The sequence below is a fragment of the Kineococcus sp. G2 genome, assembly GCF_037154035.1.
GTDB lineage: Bacteria > Actinomycetota > Actinomycetes > Actinomycetales > Kineococcaceae > Kineococcus.
The window spans coordinates 1-18,273 of the sequence record NZ_JBBBEM010000133.1; the positions used below are offsets into that span (position 1 = coordinate 1).

16 protein-coding genes, 1 tRNA gene, 1 pseudogene and 2 riboswitches are annotated in these 18,273 nt (G+C 76.1%); of the genes and pseudogenes, 6 read left to right on the top strand and 12 right to left on the bottom strand.

The annotated features are described in order from the left end of the window. Positions 1 to 43: 43 nt before the first annotated feature. Positions 44 to 952: a sulfite exporter TauE/SafE family protein gene (locus tag V9U69_RS17965; RefSeq protein WP_337063227.1), complete on the bottom strand. Its 909-nt coding sequence runs from the start codon at positions 950 to 952 to the stop codon at positions 44 to 46. Between the two features lie 31 nt (positions 953 to 983). Continuing rightward, positions 984 to 1,099, bottom strand: a riboswitch (SAM riboswitch). 275 nt (positions 1,100 to 1,374) lie between these two features. Between V9U69_RS17965 and V9U69_RS17970 the strand changes: the two genes are divergently transcribed. The 6 genes and pseudogenes from V9U69_RS17970 to V9U69_RS17995 all read left to right on the top strand — a co-directional run bounded on the left by V9U69_RS17970 (position 1,375) and on the right by V9U69_RS17995 (position 8,514). Next, entirely contained in the window at positions 1,375 to 3,108 is a 1,734-nt protein-coding gene (locus V9U69_RS17970) for a nitrite/sulfite reductase (RefSeq protein ID WP_337063228.1), read from the top strand. Then, entirely contained in the window at positions 3,105 to 3,833 is a 729-nt protein-coding gene (locus V9U69_RS17975; RefSeq protein ID WP_337063229.1) for a phosphoadenylyl-sulfate reductase, read from the top strand. The genes V9U69_RS17970 and V9U69_RS17975 overlap by 4 nt, the downstream gene beginning before the upstream one ends. Before the next feature lie 20 nt (positions 3,834 to 3,853). Then, positions 3,854 to 4,789, top strand: coding sequence for a sulfate adenylyltransferase subunit CysD (cysD, locus tag V9U69_RS17980; protein ID WP_442907822.1), 936 nt, complete (start codon positions 3,854 to 3,856; stop codon positions 4,787 to 4,789). Beyond that, positions 4,789 to 6,351 (top strand): annotated as a pseudogene (locus tag V9U69_RS17985) (GTP-binding protein); the annotation flags it as partial. The gene cysD and the pseudogene V9U69_RS17985, both read left to right, overlap by 1 nt. A 125-nt stretch (positions 6,352 to 6,476) precedes the next feature. Continuing rightward, positions 6,477 to 7,679, top strand: a complete 1,203-nt coding sequence (gene cobA, locus V9U69_RS17990) for a uroporphyrinogen-III C-methyltransferase (protein WP_337063232.1) — start codon at positions 6,477 to 6,479, stop codon at positions 7,677 to 7,679. A 28-nt stretch (positions 7,680 to 7,707) separates the two neighbouring features. Beyond that, entirely contained in the window at positions 7,708 to 8,514 is an 807-nt protein-coding gene (locus tag V9U69_RS17995) for an SDR family NAD(P)-dependent oxidoreductase (RefSeq protein WP_337063233.1), read from the top strand. 80 nt (positions 8,515 to 8,594) lie between these two features. Here the strand turns inward: V9U69_RS17995 and V9U69_RS18000 are convergent, their stop codons facing one another. From V9U69_RS18000 to V9U69_RS18050, 11 genes are all read right to left on the bottom strand, one after another. Further along, entirely contained in the window at positions 8,595 to 9,503 is a 909-nt protein-coding gene (locus V9U69_RS18000) for a sulfurtransferase (RefSeq protein ID WP_337063234.1), read from the bottom strand. A gap of 241 nt (positions 9,504 to 9,744) precedes the next feature. Beyond that, positions 9,745 to 9,838, bottom strand: a riboswitch (SAM riboswitch). 69 nt (positions 9,839 to 9,907) lie between these two features. After that, a complete protein-coding gene (locus V9U69_RS18005; RefSeq protein ID WP_337063235.1) occupies positions 9,908 to 10,558 on the bottom strand; it encodes an FxLYD domain-containing protein in 651 nt (216 codons plus the stop codon). Between the two features lie 127 nt (positions 10,559 to 10,685). Continuing rightward, a tRNA-Pro gene (locus tag V9U69_RS18010) sits at positions 10,686 to 10,759 on the bottom strand. 48 nt (positions 10,760 to 10,807) lie between these two features. Next, positions 10,808 to 12,295 (bottom strand): ribosome biogenesis GTPase Der, encoded by a 1,488-nt coding sequence (der, locus tag V9U69_RS18015; protein ID WP_337063236.1) that lies wholly within the window; start codon positions 12,293 to 12,295, stop codon positions 10,808 to 10,810. Continuing rightward, on the bottom strand, positions 12,292 to 13,035 hold the full coding sequence (locus tag V9U69_RS18020) for a lysophospholipid acyltransferase family protein (RefSeq protein WP_337063237.1): 744 nt from the start codon (positions 13,033 to 13,035) through the stop codon (positions 12,292 to 12,294). The genes der and V9U69_RS18020 overlap by 4 nt, the downstream gene beginning before the upstream one ends. Further along, positions 13,032 to 13,823, bottom strand: coding sequence for a (d)CMP kinase (gene cmk / locus V9U69_RS18025; RefSeq protein WP_337063238.1), 792 nt, complete (start codon positions 13,821 to 13,823; stop codon positions 13,032 to 13,034). The genes V9U69_RS18020 and cmk overlap by 4 nt, the downstream gene beginning before the upstream one ends. Positions 13,824 to 13,890: 67 nt before the next feature. After that, positions 13,891 to 15,006 (bottom strand): prephenate dehydrogenase, encoded by a 1,116-nt coding sequence (locus tag V9U69_RS18030; protein WP_337063239.1) that lies wholly within the window; start codon positions 15,004 to 15,006, stop codon positions 13,891 to 13,893. 6 nt (positions 15,007 to 15,012) lie between these two features. Then, a complete protein-coding gene (gene aroH, locus V9U69_RS18035; protein ID WP_337063240.1) occupies positions 15,013 to 15,375 on the bottom strand; it encodes a chorismate mutase in 363 nt (120 codons plus the stop codon). Positions 15,376 to 15,425: 50 nt separating this feature from the next. Next, positions 15,426 to 16,427, bottom strand: coding sequence for a pseudouridine synthase (locus tag V9U69_RS18040; RefSeq protein WP_337063241.1), 1,002 nt, complete (start codon positions 16,425 to 16,427; stop codon positions 15,426 to 15,428). Continuing rightward, entirely contained in the window at positions 16,424 to 17,293 is an 870-nt protein-coding gene (scpB, locus tag V9U69_RS18045) for an SMC-Scp complex subunit ScpB (RefSeq protein ID WP_337063242.1), read from the bottom strand. Before scpB ends, V9U69_RS18040 begins: the two co-directional genes overlap by 4 nt. Continuing rightward, positions 17,290 to 18,195: a segregation and condensation protein A gene (locus V9U69_RS18050; RefSeq protein WP_337063243.1), complete on the bottom strand. Its 906-nt coding sequence runs from the start codon at positions 18,193 to 18,195 to the stop codon at positions 17,290 to 17,292. Before V9U69_RS18050 ends, scpB begins: the two co-directional genes overlap by 4 nt. Between the last annotated feature and the right edge of the window lie 78 nt (positions 18,196 to 18,273).

The window sequence follows — 18,273 nt, forward strand, 5'->3', positions numbered from 1 at the left end:
GCCTTGTCCTTGACGTCCACGCAGGGCTGGGCGATGACGTACGTCACTGCGTGCTGCTCCTCTCGTTGTCGGTGGTGCGGGTTCCGGTGGTGCGGCGGCGGTGCGAGCGCACCGAGTGGGCCACGGCGAGGGCGCCGACGACCACGACGACCGCGTAGACGGCCCAGCGGACCGCCTCGGGGGCGTCGACGGCGTCGCTGCGCAGCAGGGTGCGCGAGTTGGTGAGGACGATGACGGCGCCGACGGCCGAGCCCAGGACGTGCGGCGGGGCGTAGCGCACCAGCCAGGCGGCGATGGGTGCGGCGACCAGGCCCCCGGCCAGCAGCGCGAACACCCACGTCCAGGCGATCCCCTGCGAGCCGAGGCCGACGAGGAAACCGGCGCTGGCGGCGACGGCCACGAGGAACTCGCTGGTGTCGACCGAGCCGATGACCTTGCGCGCTTCCAGGCGGCCCGAGGCCAGCAGGGCCGGCGTGCCCACCGGCCCCCAGCCGCCACCGCCGGTGGCGTCGACGAACCCGGCGAACAACCCCAGCGGCGCGAGGAACCGCCGCCGCAGCGGGCGGTGCAGGGAACGCTCGTCGAAGCGCGCCACGGCCGAGCGCAGCAGGACGTAGACGCCCAGCAGCAGCAGCACGGCGCTGATGACGGGGGCGCCGACGTCCGTGGGCAGCGAGGAGAGCACGGTGGCGCCCGCGAAGGCGCCGACCGCGCCGGGCACACCCACGCGCACCACGACGCGCCAGTCCACGTTGCCGAAGCGCCAGTGGGCGGCACCGGAGGCCAGCGTGGTGCCGATCTCGGCCAGGTGCACGGTGGCCGACGCGGCCGCCGGACTCGCACCGACCACCAGCAGCAGCGTGGTGGAGGTGACGCCGTAGGCCATGCCGAGGGAGCCGTCGACGAGCTGAGCCAGCAGGCCGACCAGGGCGAGCAGGGCGATCTTGCGCACGAGAGGTCCGTCCGTCGTCCGTGGACCCGCAGGTCCGCGCTTGCCGGACGCCGAGCGGCGAACGGCCAGGTCTTCACCCGGAGCACCCCGCCGCGAAAGGAGGGTTGCCGACCAGCGAGCCGGGGCTTGGCGCTGGTACTCGTGACCGCTGCCGACCGTAGAGCAGCCTCGACCGCGGGTCAACACGTCCCACCGGGGCGGCGGTGGACCCGGCGCGCGGACGAGCCGGACGTGTTGGAGTTCCCGTGCTCGTGCCCTACCGTGGTCACGTGGTCCAGCCCTCTGCCGTGCGCCTGATCTCGCGCCGGTACGTCGACCTCATGCGGCTGCAGAGCGCCTACGCCTGCCGCTCCGGTCGCTCGCTGCACCCCACCAGCTGAGGGCCTCCTCACGAGGAGGACCCGTGCCCCCCGTGAGGTTCCATGACACCCGACGCCAGCACCACCCCCCTCGACCAGACCGCCCCGCCGGCACCGCGGCGCCCGGCGCGCGCACCGCGCCCGGGCGGCGACGGCCAGTGGCGCGTGGACGGCACGACGCCGCTGAACCACAACGAGGAGTTCAAGTCGGCCGACGGGGGCCTGAACGTCCGTGAGCGCATCGAGAACGTGTACGCGCACGGGGGTTTCTCCTCGATCGCCCCGGACGACCTCAACGGCCGGTTCCGCTGGTGGGGGCTGTACACCCAGCGGCGCCCCGGGATCGACGGCGGGCGCACCGCCCAGCTGTCCGCCCAGGAGCTGTCCGACGAGTTCTTCATGCTGCGGGTGCGGATCGACGGCGGTTCCCTGACGACCGAGCAGCTGCGCGTCGTCGGGCGGATCTCCACCGAGTTCGCCCGCGACACCGCGGACATCACCGACCGGCAGAACGTGCAGCTGCACTGGGTCCGCGTCGAGGACGTCCCGGAGATCTGGCGGCGGCTGGAGGCCGTGGGGCTGCAGACCACGGAGGCCTGCGGCGACACCCCGCGCGTCGTGCTGGGCAGCCCGGTGGCCGGCATCGCCCGCGACGAGATCCTCGACCCCACCCCCGTCATCACCGAGATCGTGGACCGCTTCATCGGCGACCCGGAGCTGGCGAACCTCCCGCGCAAGTTCAAGACCGCGGTGACCGGCCACCCCAGCCAGGACGTCGTGCACGAGATCAACGACATCTCCCTCGTGGGGGTCGTCCACCCCGAGCTCGGCCCGGGCTACGACCTGTGGGTGGGCGGCGGGCTGTCCACCAGCGCGCACCTCGCGCAGCGCCTGGGGGCGTTCGTCGCCCCCGAGGAGGCGGCGGAGGTGTGGCTGGGCGTGGTGAGCATCTTCCGCGACTACGGCTACCGCCGGCTGCGCAACAAGGCGCGCCTGAAGTACCTGGTGGCCGACTGGGGCGCGGAGCGCTTCCGCCGCGTGCTCGAGGAGGAGTACCTGCACCGCGCGCTGCCCGACGGGCCGCCGCCGCCCGCACCGCAGGGGCGCGGCGACCACGTCGGCGTCCACGAGCAGAAGGACGGCCGGTCCTACGTGGGCCTGTCCCCCACCGTCGGGCGGGTCAGCGGCACGCTGCTGGGTGAGCTCGCCGACGCGGCCGAGGCCGCCGGCTCGCACCGGGTCCGCCTGACGCCGCACCAGAAGGTCGTCGTCCTGGACGTCGAGCCGGAGCGCGTCGCGGGCTTCACCGCCCGAGCGGAGGAGCTGGGGCTGACGGCGAACCCCTCGCCGTTCCGGCGCACCACCATCGCCTGCACCGGCATCGAGTTCTGCAAGCTCGCGATCGTCGAGACCAAGGACACCGCGACGCGGGCGATCGAGGAGCTGGAGCACCGGCTGGCCGGGGTGGAGATCGACACCCCGATCACCCTGCACGTCAACGGCTGCCCGAACTCCTGCGCCCGCATCCAGACCGCCGACATCGGCCTGAAGGGCCAGCTGGTGCAGGACGAGCACGGCGAGCAGGTGGCGGGTTTCCAGGTTCACCTGGGCGGCGGCCTGGCGTCCGCCGACCGCGCCGAACCCGGCGTCGGGCGCACCGTGCGCGGGCTGAAGGTCACCGCCACCGGGTTGCCCGACTACGTCGAGCGGGTCGTGCGGCGCTACCTCGACACCCGTGAGCCGCGCGAGACGTTCGCGGCCTGGGCCCACCGCAGCGACGAGGAGGCTCTGCGATGAGCGAGAACACCACGACCACCGCGCCCCGCACCCGGCGCGAGCGCGAGGAGCTGCGGGAGCTGGCCGGGCGCGGCGCCGCCGAGCTGGCCGGCGCCGGCGCCGAGGAGGTCGCCGCCTGGGCGGCCGCCACCTTCCCCGGCACCCTCGCGGTCGCGTGCAGCATGGCCGACGCCGTCCTGCCCCACCTGATCTCGCGGTACGCGCCGGGCGTGGACGTCCTGTTCCTGGACACCGGTTACCACTTCGCCGAGACGCGCGGCACGCGCGACGAGGTGGAGTTCGCGCTGCCGGTGCGCGTCGTGGACGTCCTGCCCCGGCAGAGCGTGGCCGAGCAGGACGCCGAGTTCGGTCCCCGCCTGCACGAGCGCGACCCCGGCACGTGCTGCCGGCTGCGCAAGGTGGAGCCCCTGGCCGCTGCGCTGGGCGGGTACGAGGCGTGGGTGACGGGCGTGCGCCGCGAGGAGGCCCCCACCCGGGCCGGCACCCCGCTGGTGCAGTTCGACGAGCGGCACGGCCTGGTGAAGCTGAACCCGCTGGCCGCCTGGACGTTCGACGAACTGGTGGACTACGCCACCGCGAACTCCGTGCCGGTGAACCCGCTGCTGACGGCCGGCTACCCCTCCATCGGCTGCAAGCCGTGCACCCGCGCGGTCGCACCCGGCGAGGACCCGCGCTCCGGGCGCTGGGCCGGCACCGGCAAGACCGAGTGCGGGATCCACCTGTGAGCGCGGCGACCACGGCCACCGTGCCGGCCGCGCGCACCGGCGCCGCGCACCCCGTCCCCGCGCGCGTGGACGACCTGCGGGCCCTGGAGGCCGAAGCGGTCCACATCATCCGCGAGGTGGCCGCGGAGTTCGAGCGGCCCGTCCTGCTCTTCTCCGCCGGCAAGGACTCCATCGTCCTGCTCCGCCTGGCGGAGAAGGCCTTCCGGCCCTCCCCCGTGCCGTTCCCCGTGATGCACGTGGACACCGGTCACAACTTCGACGAGGTGATCGAGTTCCGCGACCGGCGCCTGGCGCAGGGCGGGCACCGCCTCGTCGTCGCCTCCGTGCAGGAGAGCATCGACGCCGGCCGCGTCCGGGAGGACGCACCGGGCGCCTCCCGCAACCGGCTGCAGACGCGCACCCTGCTCGACGCGCTCGCCGAGGGCGGTTTCGACGCCGCGTTCGGCGGGGCCCGCCGCGACGAGGAGCGCGCCCGCGCCAAGGAGCGGGTGTTCAGCGTCCGGGACGCGGCCGGGCAGTGGGACCCGCGCCACCAGCGCCCCGAGCCCTGGTCGCTGTACAACGGGCGCATCCACCGCGGCGAGCAGGTCCGGGTGTTCCCGCTGAGCAACTGGACCGAGCTGGACGTGTGGCGCTACATCGCCGCCGAGGGCCTGGAGCTGCCGAGCATCTACTACGCGCACGAGCGCGACGTCGTCGAGCGCGACGGGATGCTGCTGGCCGTCTCCGACCTCACGCCCGCCCGCCCCGGCGAGCGGGTGCAGCGACTGCGGGTGCGGTACCGCACCGTCGGCGACCTCACCATCACCGGCGCGGTGCGTTCCGACGCCACCGACGTCGACGCCGTCATCGCGGAGATCGGCACCGCGACCGTGTCCGAGCGCGGGGCCACCCGCGCCGACGACCGGACCTCCGCCGCCGCCATGGAGGACCGCAAGCGCGAGGGGTACTTCTGATGCGCGAACTGCTGCGGATGTCCACCGCCGGGTCGGTGGACGACGGCAAGTCCACCCTCATCGGCCGGCTGCTGCTCGACACCGGCAGCCTGCCCACCGACCACCTCGAGGCGGTCGACGGCCCGGACGGCCCGGACCTGGCGGCCCTGTCCGACGGCCTGCGCGCCGAGCGCGAGCAGGGCATCACCATCGACGTGGCGTACCGGTTCTTCTCCACCGACAAGCGCAACTACGTCCTGGCCGACACCCCCGGGCACGAGCGCTACACCCGCAACATGGTGACCGGCACCTCCAACGCGCACCTGGCGATGCTGCTCGTCGACGCGCGCTCCGGGGTGCTCGACCAGACGCGCCGGCACGCGCGCATCGCGACGCTGCTGGGGGTGCCGCACCTGGTGGCGGCCGTGAACAAGATGGACCTCGTCGACTTCGACCGGTCCCGGTTCTCGGCGGTGCGCGAGGAGCTGCGCGAGGTCGCCGACCGCCTCGGCGTGCGCATGCTCGTGGTGCCCGTCGCGGCCAAGCACGGCGACAACGTGGCGCGCCGCTCCGCCGAGACGCCCTGGTACGACGGCCCGACGCTCCTGGAGCACCTGGACTCCGTGGAGGTCCTGCCGCCGGACTTCGGCGTGGGGCGCCTGCGGCTGCCCGTGCAGTGGGTCTCGCGGCCGGTCGCCGGGCGCCGGCGCAGCTACACCGGCCGGATGGCCGCCGGGACCCTGCGCGCCGGTGACGAGGTCGTCGTGCTGCCCTCCGGTGCCCGCACCCGCGTCAGCGCCGTGGACACCCTCGACGACGGGCGGGAGGTGGCCGTGCCGCCGCTGTCGGTGGCGGTGGAGCTGGCGGACGAGATCGACGTGGGCCGCGGCGACGTGCTCGTCGCCCCGGAGGCCGAACCGGTGGTGACGCGCGAGCTGCGCGCGCAGGTGTGCTGGATGCACCCGGACCCCCTCCTGGTGGGCCGCCGGCTGCTGCTGAAGCACACCACGCGCACCGTGCGCGCCGAGGTCGGCGCCCTGCACGAGCGGATGGACCCGCGCACCCTGGCGGAACTGCCCGAACCGGACGCCCTGCAGCTCAACGACATCGGCGCGGTGACGCTGCGCACCGCCGTCGACCTCGTGGTGGAGCCGTACGCGCACAACCGCGACATGGGCGCGTTCGTCCTCATCGACGAGCACACCCACGACACGGTGGCCGCCGGGGTCGTGCGCGAGGCCGTCGACCGGCGCGCGGCGGCGTCGCGCGGCGAAGCCCCGGTCTGGCAGCCGTCCGCGGCAGCGCGCACCCACCCCGGCGCGGCGCTGTGGCTGGTGGAGGCGCCGGGTGCGCCGGACGGCGAGGAGGTCGCCCTGGCGGTGGAGGCGGCGCTGCTGGACGCGGGCCGCCCCGCCTACGCCCTGCGGGCGCGCAACGTGCGCGCCGGCCTGGCCGCCGACCTCGGCGACTCGGCACCCGAGCGCGCGGAGGCCCTGCGCCGCACCGCGCACGCGGCCCGGCTGCTCGCCGACGCCGGGTCGGTGGTGCTCGGCACCGCCGCGGACGAGGAGAGCGCGCGGACGGCGGCCACCGTGGTCACCGACGGCGGGCTCGCCGCGCGGGTGCTGGTGCTGCGCTCCGGTGAAGCGCCGGACGCGGCCGTGCAGCGCGCGCTGGCCGTCGTCGGCGGGGAGGCGGAGCCCGGCTGATGCAGCCGCTGCACCTGGACGTGCGCGGCCGCCGGGTCGTCGTGGCCGGCGGCGGGCCCCTCGCCGACCGCTGCGCCCGCGACCTGGCGGCCCTCGGCGCGGACGTGCTCGTGGTCTCGGCCCGGCTGTGCGAGGAGCTGGCCGAGCAGCGCGACGCCGCAGCGGTGCGCTGGCGCGAGGGCGAGCTCACCGGCACCGACCTGGACGGCGCCTGGCTCGTGCACGCCGCCACCGGCGACGCCCGCGAGGACGACGCCGTGGCGGCGCTCGCCGAGCAGCGGCGGCTGTGGTGCGTGCGCCCGGACGCCCCGGCGGCCGGCACCGCCGTGGAACCGGCCGTCGTGCGCCGCGACGACGTCGTGCTCTCGGTGGACACCGGCGCCGACACCGCCCGCGCCCGCGCGCTGGCCGTGCGACTGGGGCACCTCGTGGACTCGGGCGCGGCTCCGCTGCGGCGGCACCGGCCCCGCGCGGGCCGCGTGGTCCTCGTCGGCGGCGGACCCGGTGAACCGGAGCTGCTCACCCTGCGCGGGCGCCGCCGGCTGGCCGAGGCCGACGTGGTGGTGGTGGACCGCCTGGCGCCCACGGGCGTCCTCGCCGAGCTGGACCCCGACGTGCAGGTCGTCGACGTCGGCAAGACCTCCGGCAACCACCCCGTGCCGCAGGAGGAGATCAACCGCGTGCTCGTCGACGCGGCCCTGGCCGGCCGCACCGTGGTGCGGCTGAAGGGCGGGGACCCGTACGTCCTCGGCCGCGGCGGCGAGGAGGTGATCGCCTGCCGGGAGGCCGGTGTCGAGGTGGAGGTCGTCCCCGGCGTCACGAGCGCGTTCGCGGTGCCCGCGGCGGCGGGCATCCCCGTCACCCACCGCGGTGCCTCGCGCTGCGTCACGGTCCTGTCCGGGCACGAGGACCTCGACGAGGGCGACCTGGCCGCCCTGGCGCGCCTGGACGGCACCCTCGTGGTGCTCATGGGGGTCACGGCCCTGCAGCGCCTGGCCGACGCGCTGCTGGAGGCGGGCAAGGACCCCGCCACCCCGGTCGCGGTCGTGCAGGACGGGTGGAGCGCCCGCCAGCGCACCACCACCGCTCCCCTGGCGCGGATCGCGGAGGTGGCCCGGGCGGCCGGCGTGCGGCCGCCGGCGGTGGTGGTGGTCGGTGAGGTCGTCAGTGCGCTGGACGGGGCGGACCGGCAGGGGGTTTGACGCACGGCGGGCCGGGCACGGCTCCGCCGTGGACCTGCGGAACCGCTCGATCGTGATCACCGGTGCCGGCAGCGGCATCGGCCGTGCGCTGGCGCTGCAGTTGGCCGGACAGCCAGCGCGCCTGACCCTCGTGGGACGGCGCGCCGGCCCCCTGGAGGAGGTGGCCGCTCTCGTCCGCGAGCGGGGCGGCCGGGCGCACGTCGTCGCGGCCGACCTCACCGCCCCCGGTGCGCCTCGAGAGGTGGCCGACAGCGCCCGTGACGCCTTCGGCGGGCTGGACGTCCTGGTCAACAACGCCGGCAACGTGCGCGCCGGCCGGCTGGAGTCGCTGCAGGAGAGGGAGGTGCTGGCTCAGATCGCCCTGAACCTGACCGCTCCGATCCTGCTGACCAGGGCCGCCCTGCCGCTGCTGCGCGCCGCCGGGGACGGGTTGGTGGTCAACGTCTCCTCCGGCATCGGGCTGGTGGCACTGCCCTTCTACGCGACGTACGCCGCCACCAAGGCCGGTGTCGCGCACTTCGGCGACGCCCTGCGGCGGGAGCTGGCCGGGGAGGGGGTACGGGTGCTCAACGTCTACCCCGGCGCCACCAGCACCCCGATGATGGAGAGCTCGCGCGCCGGCGCCGAGCACGGCTTCGAGTACGAGAGCGCCGAGGACGTCGCGGCCGCCGCGATCGTCGGCATCGGCGAGGACCAGCTGCGCGTGGTCCGCGGCGGGCAGACGCGTCGGCGCATGGTCGAGCTGGACCGCGACGACCCGGCCGCGGTCGACGCGCTGCTCGCCGCGCGCAAGGACGCGCTCGAGGAGGCCGTCACCGAGCACTCCACCGTCTGAACCCGGGTGGCGCCGCACACGGATGCGCGCAGGGGGTCCGCGGTGTGCACCGCGGACCCCCCGCCGAGCAGTACCCGGGTTCAGCGCGTGCCCGGCTCCGGGCCCACCGCGATGGGCGCGCGCACCGCGTTGCCCCACTCCGTCCAGGACCCGTCGTAGTTGCGCACGTTCTCCAGGCCCAGCAGGTGCGTCAGCACGAACCAGGTGTGGCTGGAGCGCTCACCGATGCGGCAGTAGGTGATCGTATCCGTCTGCGGGGTCAGTCCCGCGGCGTCGAAGTAGATCTCCTCGAGCTGCGAGCGGTCCTTGAAGGTGCCGTCCTCGTTGGCCGCCTTCGCCCACGGCACGCTCGCCGCGCCCGCGATGTGCCCGCCGCGCAGGGTCCCCTCCTGCGGGTAGTCAGGCATGTGGGTGCGCTCACCGGTGTACTCCGGCGCGGAACGCACGTCCACCAGGCCGCCGCGGTGCTCGCGCACGTCCGGCGCGAACGCGCGCACGCGGCTGTCGTCGCGCTCCACGACGGGGTACTCGGTGCGCTCGCGCTGCGGCGCCTCGGTGGTCAGATCGCGACCCTCGGCGGCCCACTTGGCGCGGCCACCGTCCAGCAACCGCACGTCCTCGTGGCCGAACAGGGTGAACACCCACAGCGCGTACGCGGCCCACCAGTTGCTCTTGTCGCCGTACAGCACGACCGTGTCCTCGCGGCGGATCCCCTTGCGGGAGAGCAGGTCCGCGAACCCCGCGCCGTCGACGTAGTCGCGGGTGACGGGGTCGTTCAGCTCGGTGTGCCAGTCGACCTTGACCGCGCCGGGGATGTGGCCGGTCTCGTACAGCAGGACGTCCTCGTCGCTCTCCACCACGACCAGACCCTCACGGCCCAGGTTCTCCGCGAGCCAGGCGGTGCTCACGAGCTTCTCGGGGTGGGCGTAGGCGGCGAACTTCGCCTCGGTGGTGTCGGTGGGCACCGCGACGGACGTGGGCGTGGGCATGTGTTCCTCTCGGGTTCGGGACGGACCCTGCCGTCGCACGACGGCAGGGCGGTGTTTCAGCGGTGGGTCCTCCGTGCGCCCGGGATCGGGCGGAGGTGGCGGCGGAGTGCGCCTCGGGTCCGCGAGGCGCACCCCGCGGTCGGGGTCCGCGCGTCAGCGACAGGCGGCGGAACCGCGGCGGCACAGGTCGATGTGCCGTCGGGAGTGCAGTTCGGTGGTGCGGTCCTGCGTCATGCCGTGCCCTCCATCGGTCCTGGCGGAAGCACCCACGCCCTGCGGGAGGGGGGTTGCTGCGGCGTCGTCGAGCCAGGTCTCTCGGCCGCTCTGGATGGTCGTGGGCCACACCGTGCCCGTTGCGGGGCAGTGCTGTCAACCTCGACCGGGGCGTGGAGCGCCGCCGCCGCTCAGGCGGGGACGACCTCCAGCGCGCGGCACGCCACGGCCCCGCCCACACCGGTCCCCTCGACCCGCACGGTGGTGCTCTCCCCGGGTGCGAGGTCGCGCGCGACGGCCCGCCCGACGCCCAGCTGCGCGTCGGCGGCGTCCATCCACTCCACGGCGACGGCGAGGCTGCGCGTCTGCTGCGCGGTGTTGGTCACCTCCACCACGGCGGTGGCGGCACCGGAGGCGTCGGGCTCGCCGCAGCCGGTCACCGCCACGCCCTCGGGCGACCCGGACGGCCGCGTGCCGCCGGCGAGGCCCCCGGCGGGGTCGGCCGGGAGCTCCCCCGCCACGTCCCCGGGGGCGTCCTCGACCACGTCCGTGACCACGTCGTCGCGGGCGGCGGCGGTGACGGCGACGACCACGGCGGCCGCGGCCAGCGACAGCACCAGCCCGGCCGCGGCGGTGCGCCGCACCGGGCCGCGGCCGCGCAGGAGGGCCACCAGGCCCGCCGCGGCGCCGAGCACCGCCAGGCACAGGGCCAGCACGTGCAGGCTCGGCACCAGCCCGGTCAGCGCACCGGCGAGCCCGAGGACGACGGAGGCGATCGCGACACCGCCGGGCCTGCGCCGACCACGCGGTGGTGCCGGTGGCGTGGGCGTGCGCGTCGTCATGGTGGACCCCGGGGGCTCGTCGTCGTGCTCCTGGCCCCACCAGGGTAGGCGAACCCCCCGGACACGGCGAGAGGGCCGGTTCCGAACGGAACCGGCCCTCTCCTCACCGCTGCGCGGTGATCCCCTGTCGGGCTGACAGGATTTGAACCTGCGACCCCTTGACCCCCAGTCAAGTGCGCTACCAAGCTGCGCCACAGCCCGATGGCCCGCTCCCCCGTTGCCGGGCGGCGAACCGGGGTAAACCCTACATCACTTCCGGCGCTTCTCCCGCACCCGGACGCTCAGCTCGATCGGGGTGCCCGTGAAGCCGAACTCCTCGCGCAGGCGCCGCTCCAGGAAGCGGCGGTAGCCGGCCTCCAGGAAGCCGCTGGCGAAGACCACGAAGCGCGGCGGACGCGTGGAGGCCTGCGTGCCGAACAGGATGCGCGGCTGCTTGCCGCCGCGCACCGGGTGCGGGTGGGCCGCCACGACCTGCCCCAGGAAGCTGTTGAGCCGCCCGGTGGGCACGCGGGTGTCCCACGACTCCAGGGCGGTGTCCAGGGCCGGCACGAGCCGCTCCAGGTGCCGGCCGGTCATCGCCGAGACGTTCACCCGCGGCGCCCACGGGATCTGGACCAGCTCCTTCTCGATCTCGCGCTCGAGGTAGTGCCGGCGCTCCTCGTCGGTCAGGTCCCACTTGTTGTAGGCCACCACGAGCGCGCGACCGGACTCCACGACCATCGAGATGATCCGGATGTCCTGCTCCGTGAGCGGCTCGCTGGCGTCCAGGAGCACCACGGCCACCTCCGCCTTCTCCAGCGCCGCCTGCGTGCGCAGCGAGGCGTAGAAGTCGGCCCCCTTGGTCAGGTGCACCCGGCGGCGGATGCCCGCGGTGTCCACGAAGCGCCAGGTGCGCCCGCCCAGCTCGATGAGCTCGTCCACCGGGTCGCGGGTGGTGCCGGCGGTGGGGTGCACCACGACCCGCTCGGAACCGGCCAGCTTGTTGAGCATGCTGGACTTGCCGACGTTCGGGCGGCCCAGCAGCGCCACCCGGCGCGGCCCGCCCACCGGCAGCGCCCCGCCGACGGCGGAGACCGGCGGCAGCAGCCGCACCGCCGCGTCCAGCGCGTCGCCCGTGCCGCGCCCGTGCAGCGCGGAGACCGGGTACGGCTCGCCCAGGCCCAGCGCCCACAGCTCGGTGGCGTCGGCCTCCTGGCGCGGCCCGTCCACCTTGTTCGCCACGAGGACCACCGGCTTGCCGGAGCGGCGCAGCATCCGCACCACCTGCTCGTCGGAGGAGGTCGCACCCACCGTGGCGTCCACGACGAACACCACCGCGTCGGCCAGGTCGATCGCGATCTCCGCCTGCTCGGCCACCGCCAGGTCCAGCCCCTGGACCTTGCGCTCCCAGCCACCGGTGTCCACCAGCGTGAAGTCGCGCCCGGCCCAGTTCGCCGGGTAGGAGACGCGGTCGCGCGTGACGCCGGGGACGTCCTCCACGACCGCCTCGCGCCGGCCGATGATGCGGTTGACCAGGGTCGACTTGCCCACGTTCGGGCGACCCACGACCGCCAGCACCGGCAGCGGCCCGTCCGGTGCGTCCTCGGGGCCGCCGGGGCCCTCGGACTCCAGCAGGGCGACGTCCTCCGGGGAGAGGTCGTACTCCTCCAGGCCGACGCGCAGGGCGTTCTCCACGCCGGCGTCGTGCTGGGCGTCGTGCTGGGCGTCGTGCTCGTTCGGGGTGTCGGGGTTGCTCACCGCTGGCCTCCGGTTACGTCGTCGGACGCCATGTCGCCGAGCCCCAGCTCGTCGGCGTCCAGGTGGTCGGGCAGGGGGGTTCCGGTGCGGCGCATGCTGTCCAGGACGTGCGCGGAGAGGCGGTCGCGGACCTGCTCCACGGCCGCGGCGAGCGCGGCGCGGCCCGGCACGCCGGGTTCCTTCACGACGGTGAAGGGTTCCCCGAAGCAGTAGTGCAGCCTCCGGCGCGGCGGCGGGGCGGTGCGGTTGCGCTCGCCCGGGCGGTGCGCGCCCAGGCACGCCACCGGAACCACCGGGGCCCCGGACTGCAGCGCGATCCAGGCGATGCCGGAGCGCACCGACGCCGCGTCCCCGCGGCCGCGGGTGCCCTCGGGGAACACCCCGGCCGCACCGCCCTCGGCGAGCACGCGCAGCACCGTCTGCAGGGCGTCGCGGTCGCCGTGGCTGCGGTCGATGGGGATCTGCCCGGCGCGCAGCAGCGCCCAGCCGAGGAGGCCGCCGAACATCTCCTTCTTCACCAGGAAGGCCACGTCGCGCGGCGCCACCCCGTACAGCAGGGGGCCGTCGGTCAGGGAGGCGTGGTTGGAGGCCAGCAGCACCGGCCCGGTGGCCGGCACGTTCTCGGCGCCGTGCACGGTGGAGTGCCACACCACGTGCGCCAGGAACCTGCCCGTGGCCCTCGTCCACGCCTGCGGACGCCCGGCGCGCGGGACGGCGACCTCCTGCGCGGCGGCGCTCACGCCCCGGCCCCCGCGGCGCCGCGCACGAGCTCGAGCAGGGCGGCGACGGTGCCGTCGAAGTCCAGGTGCGTGGAGTCCAGGGTGACGACGCCGTCGGCCGCGGTGGTGAAGGCCGTGGTGCGCGCGTCGACGCGGTCGCGCTCGGAGACCGAGCGCCGCACCGCCTCCACCGCGGCGGCGTCGGCGGCCCCCAGGTCCTGCTGCGCGCGGCGCGCCAGGCGCACCCGCTCGTCCGCGGTCAGCAGCACCCGCACGTGGGCCTCGGGCGCGACCACGGTGGTGATGTCGCGCCCCTCGGCGACCACGCCGGGACGCGCGCCCGGAGCCGGTGCGGCGCAGGCGGACTCGATGAGGGCGCGCTGGCGCAGCACCAGGTCCGAGCGGACGGCGGGCACGGCGGCGACCGCGCTGACGGCGGCGGTCACGTCCGCGCCGCGCACCTGCTCGCTCACGTCCTGCTCGGTGCCGTCGGCACCGACGACCGCGATCGCCGGGGCCTGCGGGTCGGTGCCCACCGACAGCGCCACCGCCCGCACGTGCGCCGCGACGGCGTCGGCGTCGGCGAGGTCGACACCGGCCCGCAGCGCGGACCAGGTCACGGCGCGGTACATGGCGCCGGTGTCGAGGAACGCCACGCCGAGCGCGCGCGCCGCGGCGCGGCTGACGCTGGACTTGCCGGAACCGGAGGGACCGTCGACCGCGACGACGATCCCCGCGGGCAGGGCCGGGCCGGCCCCGGCGGAGGCGGCTTCGGCGGGCGCGACGGGACCGCTGGAGGAGGTGGGCACCGGACGAGGCTAGTCGACCGGGCGGGCACCCACGGACCCCGGCGCCGGGTGGCCGGGCGCCGCCCGCTCAGGACGCCGGGACGGTCCAGCCCCGCGCCCGCAGCGCCTCCGCCAGCGGGCGCGCGGCGGCCGGCAGCACGTCCACCGACGCCAGCGCGACCGCCTGCCCCGGGGAGTGCTCCAGGCGCAGGTCCTCCAGGTTCACACCCGCCGCGCCCACGTCGGCCAGCAGCCGGGCCAGCTCGCCGGGGCGGTCCGGCACGACCACGACCACGGTGGCGTAGAGGGCGGGCGCACCGCCGTGCTTGCCGGGGATGCGGTCGCGACCGGCGCCGCCGGCGGCGATGAGAGCGGCGAGGGTGCCGCGCGCGCCGGGGGCCCCGGGGTCGCGCTGCAGGGCCCGCAGGGCGCCGACCACGTCCCCGAGGTCCTGCGCCAGCGCCTCGAGCACGTCGGCGACGGGTCCGGCGTTGGCGGCGAGGATCTGCGCCCACAGGGCGGGGTCGCTGCCGGCGATGCGGGTGACGTCGCGCAGGCCCTGACCGGCCAGGGCGACCGCCGGCTCGGGCGCCTCGCGCAGGCGCGCGGCCACCAGGCTGGCGGCGACCTGCGGGGCGTGCGAGACGAGGGCGACGGCCTCGTCGTGCTCGGCGGCGGGCATGGTCACCGGCACGCCGCCGCAGTCCAGGGCGAGGTCGTGCACGAGGGCGACGGCGCGCCGGTCCACCGCCCCGGTGGCGGCGATCACCCACGGCCGGCCGGCGAAGAGGTCCGCGCGCGCCGAGACGGCGCCACCGCGCTCGCGCCCGGCCATCGGGTGCCCGCCGACGTAGCGGGACAGGTCCGCGCCCGCCGCGCGCAGCGCCGCCAGCGGACCGCCCTTGACGCTGGCGACGTCGGTGACGACGGCGCCCGGATGGGCGGCCAGCTCGGCCGCCACGACGTCGGCGACCACGTCCGGCGGGGCGGCCACGAGCACCAGCCGCGGGTCGTCGCCCTCGGCGGGCAGCCGGCCGGCGCCCAGGTCGCGGGCGAGGGCCACCGCGGTGGGCGAGACGTCGCTGAGGACGACGTCGACACCGCGCAGGGACAGCGCCAGACCGGCGGAGGCGCCGAGCAGCCCGGTGCCCACCACGCGCACCGTGCCGCCGGTGCGCGCCGGTGCGGTCGCGTCGAGGGTCACCGCGGCCTACTGGGCGATGTCGCGGCGCAGGGCCTGCGCGCCGCGCAGGTAGACGTGGCGGACCTCGGAGCGGGGCCGGGACGTCTCGACGTGCGCCATGAGGCGGATCACCCGCGGCATGGACCCGGTGATCTCCAGCTCGCGCGCGCACATGAGGGGCACGTCGCCCATGCCGAGCTCGCGCGCGGCCACGGCCGGGAACTCGCTCGTCAGGTCCGCGGTGCAGGTGAACAGGACGCTGATGAAGTCGTCGAGGTCGAGCTCGTTGAGCCGGACCACCTCCGAGACGAGCTCGCGCGTCGCGCCGAGCACGACGTCGCGCTCGTCCACGTCGACCTGCACCGCACCGCGCACCGCCCGAACAGCCACGGGCCCCACCGTAGCGACGGCCGCGGCGGTCGCGGTCGTCGCCCCGCCGCTCACAGGCCCACGGCCGCCATGAGCTGCTGCACCTCGCCGCGCGTGAGGCGGCGGTTCTTGCCGGGCTTGAGGTCGCCGAGCACGAGCGGGCCCATCTGGGTGCGCACGAGCTTCAGGACGGGGTAGCCCTCCGCGTCCAGCAGGCGCCGCACGACGTGCTTGCGGCCCTCGTGCAGGACGACCTCGACGAGCGCGTACCCGGGCTTGGAGTCCACCAGGCGGAAGGAGTCGACGGTGACGGGGCCGTCGTCCAGCTCCACGCCGGCGCGCAGGTTCCTGCCCAGGTCGCGCTTGACGGGCCCGCGGACCTCCGCCAGGTACGTCTTCTGCACGCCGAAGGAGGGGTGCTGCAGGCGGTGCGCGAGGGCGCCGTCGTTGGTCAGCAGGATCAGGCCCTCGGTGTCCAGGTCGAGGCGGCCGACGTGGAAGAGGCGCTCCTCGCGCGGGCCGACCATGTCGGCGAGGTTCAGGCGGTCCTGCTCGTCGAACATCGTGGAGACCACGCCCTTGGGCTTGTTCACCACGATGTAGACCATGTCGTCGTCGACCGAGAAGCGCAGGCCGTCGACGTGGACGACCTGGCGGGCCGGGTCGATGCGCACCCCGAGCTCGGTGACGACCTGGTCGTCGACCGTGACGCGGCCGGCGGTGATCATCTCCTCGCAGGCGCGGCGCGAACCGGCGCCGGCCTGGGCGAGGAACTTCTGCAGGCGCACGCCCTCGGGGTCGTGCACGTCGCCGCCGCGGCGCGGCGGCGCGGGGCCGCGGCGCGGCGGTGCGGGAGCGGGCGTGATGTCGTCGGTCATGCGGCGCGCGGAGCCGCGGCCGGCGGAGCGCTTGCCGGGCTGGTCCCCGGCGCGCTTGCCGAACGGCTTGCCGCCGCCCTTGCCGCCGGCGCCGCCCTTCCCGGCCGCGGCCGGCCTGCCGCGGCCCTGGGCGGGCCGGCCGCCGGTGCCGCCCTGGCGGCGGCTGCCGCCCCCTCGGGGCGCGGTGGGGCTCATCGTGGTTCCTCCTGCTGGTCGTCGGGCGCCGCGGGGGCCTCCGGCTCGGCCGGGGCCGCCGGCGCCGCGTCGTCCGCGGCGCTCGCGCGCTCGGGTCCATCATCCCCCACCGCGGGCGGCTCGCCGACCGCACCGGCCGCGGGCTCACCGGCGGGCTCACCGGCGGGCGCGGCCACCGCGTCCGCCACCGCCCCCGCGAGCGCCGCGCCCGGCTCGGCGGCCAGCACCTCGCGCGGCTCCAGGTCGTCGGGGTCGACGTCCTCGGGCAGGAAAGGCGCCAGCGGCGGCAGGTCCTCGAGGCGCTCGAGCCCCATGCGCTGCAGGAACTCCTCGGTGGTGCGGTAGAGGGTCGCCCCGCTGGTGGCCTCCACCCCGGCCTCGGCGACCAGGCCGCGGGTGAGCAGCGTGCGCATGACGCCGTCGACGGACACCCCGCGCACGGCGGACACGCGCGCCCGGCTGACGGGCTGGCGGTAGGCGACGATCGCGAGGGTCTCCAGGGCGGCCTGGGTGAGCTTGGCGGTCTGCCCGTCCAGCAGGAACGCCTCCACCACGTCGGCGTGCTCGGCGCGCGAGTACACCCGCCAGCCGCCGCCGGACTCGCGCAGCTCGAACCCGCGCCCGTCCTCGGTGTACTCCCCGGCCAGCTCGCGCAGCAGCAGGTCGACCTCGTCGGGCGACTCGCCGGTGGCGCGCGCCAGCGCCTCGGCTCCCACCGGCTCGTCGGCGACCATGAGCACCGCCTCGATCGCGGCGCGCACCCGCCGCCCGGGGTCGTCCGCGGCCCCGTGCGCGGGTCCGGCCACCGGGGGCTCCGGGACGTCCTCCACGAGGTCCTCGACCGCGTCCCGCACGTGCTCGCTCACCGCTCTCCCCCCGGCGCGGCGTCCGCGCCCTCGAACTCGTCGACACCCGCCAGCACGGCGGCGGCACCGGCCGCGCCGTCGCCGGCCGCGCCGTCCCAGCGCACGGTCAGCGCCCCCAGGGCCTCCGGCTGCTCCAGGCGCACCCGCCGCTCGCGGAACAGCTCCAGCACCGCCAGGAACCGGGCGACGACGACGAGGGTGCCCAGCTCCCCCTCGCCGGCGTCGGCGGCGATCTCGGCGAAGGTCAGGCTGCCGCTGCGGCGCAACCGCTCGACCACGAGCGCGGCCTGCTCGCGCACGCTGACCGCGCTGGCGTGCAGGTGGTCCAGCCCGACCGCGGGGACCGGCTTCGGCGTCAGGGCGCGCGCGGCGATCGCGGCGAACTGCTCCGGGCTGACGGTGAGGACCAGGTCCGGCAGCAGCCGCTCGAAGCGCGGCTCGACGGCCACCGCGCGCGGCACCCGCCGCGAGGCCTGCGCGAACCGCTCCGCCAGCACTGCGGCGACCTGCTTGTAGGCGCGGTACTGCAGCAGCCGGGCGAACAGCAGGTCGCGGGCCTCCAGCAGCGCCAGGTCCTCGGGGTCCTCCACCTCGGCGGCCGGCAGCAGGCGGGCGGCCTTCAGGTCCAGCAGCGTGGCGGCCACGACGAGGAACTCGCTGGCCTCGTCCAGGTCCCAGTCGCCCTCTCCGGCCGAGGCGGCGCGCAGGTGCGCGATGAAGTCGTCGGTCACCCGGGCCAGCGCCACCTCGGTGACGTCGAGCTGGTGCTTGGTGATCAGGCCGAGCAGGAGGTCGAAGGGGCCGGCGAAGTTCTCCAGCCGCACCTCGAAACCGGTGCGACCGCCGGCGGGGTCGGTGCTGCCCGTGCCCGCGGGCACGGGCTCGCGGGGAGGGGCGGCCACGCGCCCCACCGTACCCAGCCGGCCCGCGTCACCGGATCGGCGCAGGCGCGCGTGCGGCGAGCGGGTGGTCCGGTGGCG